The sequence below is a fragment of the Paenibacillus plantarum genome (assembly GCF_013141695.1).
GTDB lineage: Bacteria > Bacillota > Bacilli > Paenibacillales > NBRC-103111 > Paenibacillus_E > Paenibacillus_E plantarum.
The window spans coordinates 55,560-68,559 of record NZ_WHNY01000064.1; the positions used below are offsets into that span (position 1 = coordinate 55,560).

General features: G+C 45.4%; 11 protein-coding genes and 1 pseudogene. All 12 read left to right on the forward strand.

Translation table 11 applies throughout. The features are described from left to right. Positions 1-28: 28 nt before the first annotated feature. Positions 29-268, forward strand: a pseudogene (locus GC096_RS21530) (alpha-amylase family protein); the annotation flags it as partial. A 164-nt stretch (positions 269-432) separates the two neighbouring features. Continuing rightward, complete coding sequence (locus GC096_RS21535; RefSeq protein ID WP_057309976.1) at positions 433-660, forward strand: spore germination protein; 228 nt, start codon at positions 433-435, stop codon at positions 658-660. Positions 661-779: 119 nt separating this feature from the next. Beyond that, complete coding sequence (locus tag GC096_RS21540) at positions 780-1,025, forward strand: hypothetical protein (RefSeq protein ID WP_171633072.1); 246 nt, start codon at positions 780-782, stop codon at positions 1,023-1,025. Between the two features lie 182 nt (positions 1,026-1,207). After that, positions 1,208-3,046: a cache domain-containing sensor histidine kinase gene (locus tag GC096_RS21545; protein ID WP_171633074.1), complete on the forward strand. Its 1,839-nt coding sequence runs from the start codon at positions 1,208-1,210 to the stop codon at positions 3,044-3,046. Next, the gene (locus GC096_RS21550; RefSeq protein ID WP_171633075.1) at positions 3,024-4,592 is read left to right on the forward strand and encodes a response regulator transcription factor; all 1,569 of its coding nucleotides are present in this window, start codon (positions 3,024-3,026) and stop codon (positions 4,590-4,592) included. Before GC096_RS21545 ends, GC096_RS21550 begins: the two co-directional genes overlap by 23 nt. Before the next feature lie 195 nt (positions 4,593-4,787). Next, positions 4,788-6,482, forward strand: a complete 1,695-nt coding sequence (locus GC096_RS21555; protein ID WP_171633077.1) for an extracellular solute-binding protein — start codon at positions 4,788-4,790, stop codon at positions 6,480-6,482. 40 nt (positions 6,483-6,522) lie between these two features. Further along, positions 6,523-7,455 (forward strand): ABC transporter permease, encoded by a 933-nt coding sequence (locus GC096_RS21560; RefSeq protein ID WP_171633079.1) that lies wholly within the window; start codon positions 6,523-6,525, stop codon positions 7,453-7,455. A gap of 15 nt (positions 7,456-7,470) precedes the next feature. Beyond that, positions 7,471-8,343 carry a carbohydrate ABC transporter permease gene (locus GC096_RS21565; RefSeq protein ID WP_216626213.1) on the forward strand — a complete coding sequence of 291 codons (873 nt, stop codon included), beginning with the start codon at positions 7,471-7,473 and terminating at the stop codon, positions 8,341-8,343. Between the two features lie 85 nt (positions 8,344-8,428). Beyond that, positions 8,429-10,024 (forward strand): extracellular solute-binding protein, encoded by a 1,596-nt coding sequence (locus tag GC096_RS21570; RefSeq protein WP_171633080.1) that lies wholly within the window; start codon positions 8,429-8,431, stop codon positions 10,022-10,024. A gap of 105 nt (positions 10,025-10,129) precedes the next feature. Next, positions 10,130-10,648, forward strand: coding sequence for a DinB family protein (locus GC096_RS21575; RefSeq protein WP_171633082.1), 519 nt, complete (start codon positions 10,130-10,132; stop codon positions 10,646-10,648). Between the two features lie 254 nt (positions 10,649-10,902). Next, entirely contained in the window at positions 10,903-11,937 is a 1,035-nt protein-coding gene (locus tag GC096_RS21580; RefSeq protein WP_246302878.1) for an alpha/beta hydrolase family protein, read from the forward strand. 24 nt (positions 11,938-11,961) lie between these two features. After that, the gene (locus tag GC096_RS21585) at positions 11,962-12,960 is read left to right on the forward strand and encodes a hydroxyacid dehydrogenase (RefSeq protein ID WP_171633084.1); all 999 of its coding nucleotides are present in this window, start codon (positions 11,962-11,964) and stop codon (positions 12,958-12,960) included. Positions 12,961-13,000: the final 40 nt, after the last annotated feature.

Below are 13,000 nucleotides of genomic sequence, written 5' to 3' on the forward strand. Positions count from 1 at the left end.
AATTATGGAATAGAGAGGAAGAGAACGCATGCGATTTCGCCAGGTGCATCTTGATTTTCACACCTCGGAAGCAATAACGCCGATTGGAGCACGTTTTGATAAGGGGCAGTTTCAGGAAATGCTTAAGCTAGGCCATGTGGATTCCGTGACGATTTTCTGCAAATGCCATCACGGCTGGGCTTATCATCCGTCAGAGGCGAACGAGATCCATCCTGGACTGAGCTTCGATTTGCTTGCCGCCATGATTGAAGCTGCACATGTTGGAGTGCCACCAGATGGTTGTTATCGAGTATGAATGTTCCACGAAAGAAGAACAGGTTCATTAGGACCTGTTCTTCTTCCTGCTCATAAGGCGATCCATCCAACCGACAAGTGACCAATAGGCACCTGAACACATACAATGGTTAAGAGTTGGAAGGGAGTGGCCGGAGCATGCCTGCAATTATTAACGGTGGAATCAAAATCCTCAATGTCGCTCAGGGTTCCAATGTCCAGATTGGCGATACTTTGGCAATTAACCTTACCAGCTCCTCCAAAATCTTTGCGGGAGCCAACTCGTTTTCGCCAGGGGATAGCTTTGGAAGTGTTCAGAATGTACTCAATGGAAGTACCAATACAGTGGATCCTGATGTTGTGGATACGCCAAATAACACGATTTAATTGATGCTTTTCTATTTCCACAAATTGGACGAATGCTGAGTAGAGATTGACGGTCCTAAAGTGATAGGGGGCTGCGAAAGATATACGGAACGCGAATCCATTTTAGGGGATAGAGAAGCTTGTTAAAACGAAAAGTGATTCGGATATATATCGGAAATATGATGTGGTTCCTTCCAGTCCTAATTTTGATCATGGGGGTCAATCCTTCTGTCGCAGGCAGTTTTTGGTGGAAGGCGCTGGGGTTTCTACTCTTCGCTGGCATTGTTGTCGTATGTATCAGTTCTTGGCTTCAGGTGCATCGTGAACAACGTGAACTTGATAAAAAGCGGCTCGATTATGAGTCTGTTGTATACCGTCAATTCTAATGTCAATTCTAATAAGACTAACTGACCGTCGATGCGATACGCATGGGCGTTTTTTTTCGTACACCTAAAGATCGTATCCGTTTTTCGATAATAAATAGATGTCAGCAGGTAGGGGGATGTATTACACTAGTAGGTACTATTACGCAGGAAAGACTTGGCACAATTCAGGAGGCCATCTGTAGATGAAGCATCGACAAGTGCTACAGTACATTAATCAGCATTTTAAAGTGAAATTAATTTTGACACTGTCGATCATCATCATTCTTTGTTCCCTCATTACTGGGTACATTTCGTATCGCATTTATTTGAATTTGTTTGAAAGTGAGATCAGTAAGCAGTATTTAACGACCAGTGAACAGACGATGGAGCAAATTGGCTTTAAAATCCAAGATATGTATCGGATTACTGATTTTATTATTTTTCACCCCCGCGTTGAGCAAATTGTGCAAGGGATCCGTGCGGAACCACCAGAGGGCGAGACTAAAGCCTATCGTAGATTTATTTTGGAACGTGAATTGTCGGAAATTTTGTTGCCATTGAAAAATGAAACACCGCAAATACGTGCGTTATATATCGTGGATTTGGAAGGGAATAATTACTACTTCAGTCATACGAATCCGTCGATGCAGATCACGTTTCCTGACTTTTACAATAAGGTGAAGACGGGTGTGAACCAGACCTCAGCAGAGATCGTGTGGCAGCGATTAAATATTCCGGATTCCTCCGATCCTTCGGGGAAGAAAAGCAATCTGGTCGCAACCCGCTTGCTCAAATCGACGAAGCAGCAAGCGGCATACGGGACGCTGGTCATGATTATTGATGAGTCTTTTCTGACAAGCCCTTTAGACAAACTGATGGCTGGCAGGACGACGGGAGCGTATATTTTCGACCAATATAATAAATTGCTGTATAGTCGAGCGCCGCAGGGCAGGGCTGGGATTATTCCCGCATGGGAAAATCAGGAGCGGTCTTTTATCGAGCGGAATGAAAATGAAGATTATTTGTTTGTGAAAAGCACCTATGAAGCCCGATCTTTCAAGCTTGTTAGTGGTATTTCCTTGGCGGATATCGAGGAAAAGGGCAGGATGGTGTATCAGGTTGCTGTCATTTCTGGGCTCGTCAGTGTTCTGTTGATGGCGCTCTGCGTCTCCATTTTCAGTGGTAGGATGTTAAAACCTTTACACGGATTAGTGTCTGCCATGCATCAATTGCGCAGAGGTAATTTGGAGGTTGAAATTCCCAAAACGTCGAATGATGAGTTTGCTTTTCTAGCGGAAAGTTTCAATCGGATGGTCGAGAACATCCAATCGTTGATTAAGGAAGTGTATGTCAGCAAGCTAAGTGAACAGGAAGCGGAACTTAAGGCGCTGCAGGCGCAGTTGAATCCACATTTTTTATACAACGCTCTGAATTCGATTTATTGGAAAATCATGCTCCTGTACGACGATGTGGAGACGGCTTCCTTGGTGACAAGCTTATCTGATTTATTGCGGTATTCATTGGAATCGGTCTCAACGCCAAGTACATTGCAGGAAGAGCTTACGCAGATTCGCAATTATATGACGATCCAAGAGGCGCGGCACGGTGAAGGGCTGCACGTTTCCATTGAAGCAGAGGAAGAGTTATTGGCTTGTGGCATGCAGAGGTTGATCCTTCAACCGTTAGTTGAGAATGTCTTCGTTCACGCGTTTCGTGATCAGCCGGATAACAAGCGGTTATGGATTCGTGCTTTCCGCCAAGGCGCTGATTTACTAATTGAAATCGAGGATAATGGGAGCGGCATCGATGAGGAGACGTTTGTACGTCTGACGAAAGAGCAGTCGGTGTATGATCATCAGAGGGAACGGGAGAGTATCGGTGTTCGGAATGTTGTACGTCGTATTTACTTGGTCTATGGCGATCCCTATCGGTTAGAAATCGAACGCTTGCCGCAGGGTACGCGGATGCGTTTGATATTACCGTGTGAACAGATGATGTCTCTCGAAGGGGGAAAGGTGGATGAACCACATCTTATTAGTTGAGGATGAGCCATTATTTCGCAAAGGGTTAGCCAAAATGATTACAGGCTCTGAAACCAACTGGCATGTCTGCGGTGAGGCGGAGAACGGGCAGGAGGCAGAAATCCTCATAGCTGAGAGGCAGCCGGATCTCGTTATTACGGACATTCGCATGCCATTAATGGATGGCTTAGAGCTGCTGAAACGGTGTAAGCTCAAGTTCCCGCATATCGAATTTATCGTCATAACGGGATTTCAGGATTTCCAGTATGCGCAAGCTGCATTGCGATACGGGGCCATGGATTTGCTAATCAAACCGTGCGGTAAGCAGGATATTTATGATGCGTTAGATAAAGCTGAGGTTCGAGTATTGGAGAAACAGGCGAATCTGCGCAAAGCGGAAACGGAGCACGCCTTATTGCTGGAGAACACGCTGAGAGGGCTCTTGTTGCGCTTCCCCTATCGTGCAGAATTAGCAGCGGAGTTAGAAATGAGTTTCGCTAATTGCCAATTGATCTTATTCCAGATCACGGACTTCATGCCGTCACACAAACAGTATACGAAGCGGGATATGCCGTTACTGCAGTTTGCGGTGTTAAACATGATCGGCGAATGGCTTGACATATATCACATGGATGGAAAGTTGTTCTTGATCGAAAATGGGCAGTTTGCCTTGCTTTGTCAGGATACGTTCGAAGAACAGCTTATTTGTGAAGCGGCTTGTGAAACGGTGGAACGGTTACTTGGCTTACAGATGTCCTCTTATTGTGCAGGGGTAGCAGCTGGCGTACAGGATCTTGCCGATCTATATGAGGCGGGGCGCAGCATGTTGGGCACAACAATGACTGCGGCACAGGACAAAAACGATACACAGGTCGATAAACAGTTATCGACGAATCGTGCGCAGCAGCAGCTTATTAGTACGCAAACGATTGCGTTTATTTTAGCAGGGCAGATCGATCAGATGAAGCTGTATCTAGCCCAATTGATGAAGGATATCTACGGATTATCACTGGAAAATGGCAAGGTGGAAGCCTTGTCGTTCAGCTTTGCTTTACAGGAAACGGCACGCAAGCAGTTTGAGATGGCGTATAACCCGCAGTTATTGACAGAGCGCATCGCGCTGCTGCACGCCTGTGGAACGAACGACGAGGTGTCCCAGTGGACGGGCATGGAGTTGGACCGCTTTATGAGCAGTTTTACGGCGTGGCAGGAAAAGTACAGTGAGAATGTCGTGTGGAAGGCAGCGCGATATATGGAGGAGCATTATGCGGAGCAGTTGCCACTTCAATTGGTGGCTTCGCTGGTGCATTTGAATGCAACGTATTTCAGTCATTTGTTTAAAAAAGAAACAGGACGCAGCTTTGTTGATTATTTAATTGAACTGCGGATGGAGAAAGCGAAGGGCCTGCTGGCGAACACGGATATGAAAATCACCGAGGTGTCGGGTGTCGTCGGGTACGATTTACCAAACTATTTTGCCAAACTATTCAAGCAAACAACAGGCCTATCGCCGAAGGATTACCGCAAGATGGTTCGTCCTGATCCGATTAGCAACGTGCGAAATTGATATGTTCTCAGTAGGGTCCCATTAGCATCCCATTAGTGTCCTCCTTTGTCTATCTTAGACGATGGGGGATTTTTTCTATGCGTGCTTTTCCCACCCTCCCACAATCTAAAAATCGTATCCGTTTTCCCATAAATCGTAGATGTCGTACTATCCCAATTTTCTTACAATTAACTACATAATGGTATGATAAACACAATGACAACGAGAGGGGGAAGTACGCTGCGTAATCCAATCCAACGAGCTCGCCTTCCAATACTGATGACCACTGTGGTGATCATATCCATTATGACAGGCTGCTCTACCTATACTAAGGATGCACAAGAATCCGACGCGCAGAAGTCTGCGAAACGGGGCAAGATTACCGTCACGATCTATGATCGTGGCAACATTCCTTCGGGCCAAGGAACGGTTGAAAATAATCTCATGACAAAATGGATGAATCAAGCGGGTCCCGTGGATGTCACCTTCATTCCTTTACCAAGGACGCAGTCTGATCAGAAGCTGAACACGCTATTCGCAGGTGGAGGCGCGCCAGATCTCATTCTGGAGTATGCGCCGCATGTCAAGAATCCGTTGATCGACCAGGGACAGCTTCGTCCCATCGACGATATGATTGAGAGCTACAGCACAACCTACAAGTCGCTGCTCACGAAGTATCCGGCACTCCGCAAAGCAGGCACGGGAACCGATGGCAAGCTGTACCAATTCGGCCGTATTAACGAAACGATTCCTCAGCGCGGCGTTTTTATTCGCAAGGATTGGCTGGAGAAGCTGCATCTGAACATTCCGCAGACAACCGAGGAGATGTATCAGGTAGCCAAAGCATTTACCGAGCAGGACCCTGATGGGAACGGGGAAAAGGATACCTATGGACTTGCCCTCGCCTATAACGCCGTCGCAACATTGAACGAAATGTTCGGCGTTACGTATCCGGGGTTCGTTGTGCAAGACAATCAGCTCATTCATGGCTGGGAGAATATCCAAGCCGTAACGGCCTTCAAGAAGCGACTGTACACAGAGGGATTGGTGGACAAGGATTTTTACACCGATAAGAATGGATCCAAAGCGAAGCAGGATTTCTTGAACGGGAAAATCGGCATCTATATGGAGCAGTTTAATGTGCCGATCACCTTCTATAACGATTTCTATGTGGGCTTGAAAAAGAATGTGCCTGATGCCGAGCTGGCTATTATGCCCTACCCAGAAACCCCTGTGGGACGGTTTAATCCGATTTTTGTGAATCCGATTCAAATGACGGGTGTCGTAAATGCCGAAACGAAGGATCCCGAAGCGGTTATGAAGTATGTCGATTTCGCAGCTTCGGAGACGTTTATGAAGACGATGTACTACGGGTTCGAAGGTGTGCATAGCAAGACGCCGCCAGGGCAATGTCCGCAAGTGACGGACTTGAATAAGTGGAAAACGGAATTCAACTACGCCTCTGGTGACTTCGGGATGCTAGCTTCACCGACACTTGCAGGTAAATGCTATTTCGGTGTAGAGAAAATGGACACGAAGGACCCTTTGCAGCAGGAAGTTAAGAAGATGTTCGAAGCGAATTCTTCTTTCATCGATTTTAATTTGCAGATGGCAGGTCCCACGCATTCCGAGCAAATGCCGCAGCTGCCGAAAGATCTTCAGCAGATTCTTACAGACACGATGAAGCAAGTGGATGTAGGTGATGGCGACATTTGGATGAAGGCCATTTTGACACCCAATTATTCGCCAGAGCAAGCGAAGAAGGATGCTATTGCTGCTTGGGAGAAAGCGGGAGGCATACGAGTGGACGCTTGGTACAAAGCCTTTTATGAGAAGGACAAGGATAAGATTATTATGACCAAAGATATTTATGATATTTTCAAGCAACAACGTGCGCTTCAGAACAAATGAGGGGCGTACCTGACACTCAGTTAGGTGGTGACGAATCGGTATGGCATCTGAGATGGCTAGGAGTAAGACACAGCTTGCATTGCGCTACATCAATAAGAAGAAATATTTGTACATCCTTTTGATTCCAGCTGTTGTGTACTTTCTCATTTTCAATTATGTGCCGATGTACGGCATTATCATTGCGTTTAAGGATTTTAATTTCTCCAAAGGGATTGTCGGAAGTCCCTGGATTGGATTCGAGAATTTCCGATACATGTTCGGGCTCAGTGATTTCTACACGGTGTTCTGGAACTCGTTGTACTTAAGTTTTCTGCGACTTGTATTTGGGTTTCCTTTCCCGATTCTACTGGCTTTACTGCTCAATGAGATGCGTAACCGCACCTATCAACGTATTACGCAGACGATTATCTATCTGCCGCATTTTATTTCTTGGGTGGTCATTGGGGGTATTCTCGTCAACTTCTTATCCCCGTCATGGGGAGTCGTGAATATTTTCTTGAAGCAGTTTGGCTTTGAGCCGGTGTTCTTCCTCGCGGATACGAATTACTTCCGACCTTTGGTGATCCTTAGCAGCATGTGGAAAGAATCGGGTTGGGAAAGCATTTTGTACTTAGCCGCGATGGTTGGGATCAATACGGAACTGTATGAGGCCGCTAGTATCGATGGTGCAAACCGCTTCCAAAGAATCCTAAACGTCACGCTGCCAGGGATCAAATCGACGATTATTATCTTGCTGATTCTAAGGCTGGGTCATATTATGGGCAATGGCTTTGAACAGATTTTTGTATTGCAAAATCCGTTGAACCTCAGTGTTTCCGAAGTGTTTGAGACCTATGTGTACCGCGTCGGGTTGATTGGCGGAAGGTTCTCTTTCGGTACAACCGTTGGGCTGTTCACCTCTGTGATTGGGTTGATATTCCTGCTAGCCAGCAACCAGATCGCAAAGTGGATGAAAGAAGATGGGATTTGGTAAGAGGAGGTTACTGTTGTGGGTATTCGATCGTTTGGCGATAAAGTTTTTGATGGTTTGAATTATGGCATTGTAACGCTGTTCGCAATCGTGTGCTTGTTTCCATTCTTCTATGTGGCTGCATTCTCGATTACACCGTACTCTGAGTATTTGGCGAATCCCTTGAAGCTCATCCCTTATCACATTGAGCTAGCGGCGTATAAGCAGATTCTGCAGATGCCGCTCATGTGGACTGGATATAAGAATACGCTGATCATCACGATCATAGGTGTAGCGCTCAATATATTCCTGCTTCTGATTTCAGCTTATCCGCTATCCAAAACGGATTTAAAGGGAAGAAACATCATTATGATTCTCATTACCTTCACGATGTTCTTCAATGGTGGGTTGATTCCTAACTTTTACTTAATCAAAACGTTGCATATATACAACACTTTATGGGCGATGATTTTACCTGGCGTCTTGGGCGCCTACAATTTGATCTTAATGAAGAACTTTGTAAGCGCTATACCAGCGAGTTTGGAGGAATCGGCATTTATCGATGGGGCCAATGAAATCAAGGTTTTGTATAAAATTATCGTGCCACTATCTAAGCCGGCTATTGCGACCTTCGTTATTTTCCATGCGGTGACGCAGTGGAACACGTTCTTCTCAGCGATTATATACACCTCCAAGCGAAGTCTATGGCCTTTGATGTTGATTTTGCGGGAGATGGTCGTCGATGATGGCGGCATTGCCAAAGATGCCATGGATATGAACAACAGCGGTATTACGGTATTTACGATTAAAATGGCGATCATTATTTTTGCGACACTCCCGATTCTGCTTGTGTATCCTTTCCTACAAAAGTATTTCATGAAGGGTGTACTGGTAGGTTCGATTAAAGGGTAATTTTCATCATTTCGCAAGGGTAAGCCTCGATTAAATCTGCCATTCTGCAGTTTAATAATAGCGATACATAAAGGAGATGTTGGTATTGAAAGGGTCAGTCAAAAGCATCGTAAGCAGTCTCATTTGCATCGGGTTATTGTCTTCCATCGTTATGGCTTGTAGTTCTACCACGGATACACCGTCTAGCACAACAGCTGCATCGACGGCACCGGGAGCAAGCACAGCGTCAGCGGCACCAGCCAAAGCAGCACCTGTCAGTATCAAAATGTTTAACCGGGTCAATGCGAACGTGGTCATTGATAACAATCCCGTGATTGCAGAGGCTGAGAAGTTGGCCAATGTGAAGCTATCTGTTGAGGCACCTCCAATTAACAACTATGTCGAGAAGCTTCAGGTGATGATGGCATCCGGTGATCTGCCAGATCTTGTGTACAACTGGGGTGGGGCTGACGCGAATCTGGAGAAATGGTCCAAAGACGGTCTACTGACGCCGCTTGATGACAAAATTGCGAAGTATCCGAATTTGACGAAAAACATTACGAAAGAAATGTGGGACGCTGTTAAATCCATCAACGATGGGAAAACGTACATTATTCCTAGAACAAATGTTGTGAATCACTGGGGGTACATGGTCAACCAGCAATGGCTGAACAAGTTGAATTTGAAAGCCCCAACAACATTAGATGAGTTTACGAATGTGTGTAAAGCTTTTACCAATAATGACCCAGATGGCAATGGTAAAGCCGATACCTACTGTCTGAGCTTGTCCAATCCAAGCCTTGGCAGCAACACGGTGTGGAATTCCACTTTCTTCTTGGCTTCTGCTTTTAATCTTCCGATCATCAATGGCGTCAAGGATACCGATGGTGCTTATAAAATCAGAGAGAAAATGTCCGGCTATATTCCTTTCTTGACGTATTTGAAAGGCCTAAATGAACAAAAACTCATCGATCCTGAGTACCTGATTAACAAGATTTATGTGGATCAAGAGAAGCTGAATCAGAATCGCGTCGGCATCATTTATTCTCATCAGTACGCAGTTATGGCCAACTTAGCCAAGGATAAGGAATCTGACAAAAAGTACTCGTATCAACCTGTCTTAAAAGATACTAAGGGTGTAGCCATGGATCTCGTTACGCCGGCAGTGTGGGGCGGCTGGATGATTCCGAAATCGTCCAAAAATGTGGATGGCGTGTTGAAATTCCTAGATTGGGGCAATACAACGGAAGCGAACACATTGTTCCAATTAGGTACGAAAGGGTTAACGTTCGACAGCTATGATCCTGCAACGAAAAATATTTCTCGTACAGCCGACCAAGCAACCAAACTTGCTTCCACAACGAGCACATACATGACGCTTGCTAACGCGATTGATGGCAACCCAGCTATTATTGAGGGTGCAGATACGGTAGACAGACTGAATATGTACAAAGCGCAATTGGACGCTGCGATGAAGCAAATGACTGTAGTCAACGTGCCTGCCGTTCGCTCACCTAAAATCCTAAACCTGAATACAGCAATTCCGGATCTTGTGAAGAAAAAAGACGATCAAGAATTGAAATACTTGATGGGCACACTTACTCTTCAACAGTTTAAGGACTTCTTGGAGAAAGAATGGTATCCAGCTACAGCGGATGCAGAGAAAGAATACGTGGACTACATGAATAAGCAAGGGAAATAAAAAACTGTGAAGTACCCTGACATAATGCTGTCAGGGTACTTATTTTATAATAAGGGTATAACTGGAAAAAATGATAAAACCAATTGAATTGAAGGAGTGTTTTTTATGACACAAACGGCTGAACGGATGTATGACTTTCATGTATGGGCGAATCAAACGTTGATCAATAGGTTGAAGGAGCTTCCACAAGAGGTGTACCGCCAAGAAGTTCAGAGTGTGTTCCCAACAGTATCGAAAGTGATTGCTCATATCTACCTAACAGATCGCACTTGGCTAGACATACTTGGAGGTAGGAGTATGAAGGCAGCCATGGAAGCCTCTTGGCCGATAACCGAAGCAACAGAGAGCAAGAGCTTGGATGAGCTAGAGGTGATGTATACGGAGTTGGCACTGCGATTTAAGAAATTTCTGAAGGAGCAGCCTGACTTGGAAAAGAAGATTGTGCTGGATAATCCCTATGCAGGCGTAAGGGAAACCAGTTTGGCCGAAATGGTCCTTCAGGTCGTGAATCACGCAACGTACCATCGGGGGAATGTCACAGCCATGCTGCGCCAAATGGGTCATGCTTCCGTCATGACGGAATACGCGTTGTTCTGGTATGCGGGGGCAGAGCAGCTAGCTTAGACGCGTCGAAGCTGCATTTCGTTGCTTCACGTGCCGGATGCTATTTTTCTACATCGGCGGATTTGTTCATGCAGTGATTTCGTTTGAAGCGTGAGGCCTTACGATACTTCGTAGGGCTTTTTTTAATTTACGACTAGTGTATATCTGACTCAAATGAATAATTGACGATCAAATTTATATCGGATATAATTTTAATATATGAGTCAGATGTGAGTCAACAATAATCCAATCTGAATAGTAAAGGGGATACACGAATGGCGTATGTCTTGTCGCAATTAAACCAAACGGGTTTACCCCCGCTCTTGCAAGGGATTGAGTGTTATGAACAGTGGACAGAGAAACTGTCTGATATTCGCAAAACTTGGCTTGAGTACATTGGCGAACTTCCTTCACGAGTACCTGTTCGGTTACACGTACACGCCCAAAGCAAAGAGTCTGGCTATACTCGGTTGCATGTCGAATATGATACCGTATTTGGCGATACCATTCCTGCCTACCTATTAGTTCCAGATGAAGAACTCCATCCTCCAGGAGAATGGGGGTATCCGGCAGTGATGGCTCTGCATCCGACCATTGATTCGGGTAAAGATGATATCGCTTTGTCCACTGGTAGGGAGAATCGTATGTATGCCATCGAATTGGTAAACCGCGGTTATGTAGTACTGGTGCCAGATGCGCTGACAGCTGGGGAACGGATTTATCCTGGTAAAGGAGCCTTTCAGAGTGAACCTTTTTACGAGCAGCATACAGCGTGGTCTACAGTAGCCAAGAATTTAACCGATCATATGCAGGGCATTGATGTCTTATGTTCGCTGGATATTGTGAATCCACGTGCAATTGGAGCGATCGGCCATTCATTTGGTGCCTACAATTCTTATTTTCTGGCAGGAATGGATATGCGGATTAAGGCGGTTGTATCCAGCTGCGGATTTAGTCCTTTTACTGGGGATCCTTATCCAGAGCATTGGACCTATCGGAACTACCCCTACACGCATATTCCTAAAATCTTGGCAGATTTACAACGGGACCAGATCCCGTTTGAATTTCACGAAATTGTTGCTTTAATGGCACCGACGCCATTTTTCAGCTATGCAGGTCAGAATGATCATATTTTTCCTCATTGGAAATCAATTGGGGAAGGGATACTGGAGCTTTCAAAGCTGTACAGTTGGTTAGGTAAAGAGGACCATTTCAAGTCGTTTATAAGCGCTGGGGGACATGATTTTCCTGAAGAGATACGGAAGCTGTCCTATTTATTTCTGGATCACTGGTTGAAGAAGGACCAATAGTTTGTACGTGGAGGGGGAAATAAGTTGAAACAATTGAAAATTGTTATGCTGCAAGGCAAGAATTATACGGATCAATTTTTCAAACCAGAGCATTTGGAGCAAATCCGCCAGTTAGGCACCTTGCACATAAATCCTAATCCAGGAGGCCCCACGCAAGAAGAAGTTGCGGAACTGATTGAAGGAGCAGATATCGCGATTACGTGTTGGGGTTGTCCTTCCTTGGATGCCACGATCTTGGATCGTTGTCCGGATTTAAAATTGATCGCTCATGCAGGGGGAACAGTTAAACCGATTATGAGTCCAGACATCATTGCAAGAGGAATTCAAGTCTCCAATGCCAATGACGCCCTAGCGGTAGGTGTAGCTGAAACTGCGCTTGGTTTAACAATTGTCTCGCTTAAACATATATGGCAGCTTGCCCGCAATACAAGAGCAGGTGAATGGGATAAGCAACGAGAGTATGTTCGCGAGCTTTATGAAGTAACCATCGGGATTATAGGTGCTGGCTTGTCAGGACGTCACTTTATTCGTTTGTTGAAACAATTTGAAGTCAATGTTTTGGTCTATGACCCATTTTTGACCGAATCGCAGATTAGCGAGCTCGGGGCGGTTAAGGTCGAATTGGATGATCTTCTTCAAATATCTGATGTTGTTTCCATTCACGCCCCATCCATACCGGAGACGAATAATCTCATAAACGAACGGACGCTCCGTCTGATGAAGGATGATGCGATTCTCATCAATACATCGAGGGGATCGCTAATTGATGAGGATGCGCTCGTGGCCGAACTTCGCAAAGGGCGATTATGGGCCTGTATCGATGTGACGCAGCCAGAACCTCCAGCGCTCGACCATCCATTCCGGTCTTTACCTAATGTTACGTTGATCCCCCATATCGCAGGAGCGTCTAATAATGGTCTGCATCGGGTTGCCAGGTATGTGGTTCGTGATTTGGAGCTGTTCGTAAGAGGGGAAACCATGCATGGAGAAGTCAATCTAGCCAATCTTCATAAGATGGCATGATTGTATTGACACGTTGTAGGGCACTACTTAGTATAAGAAG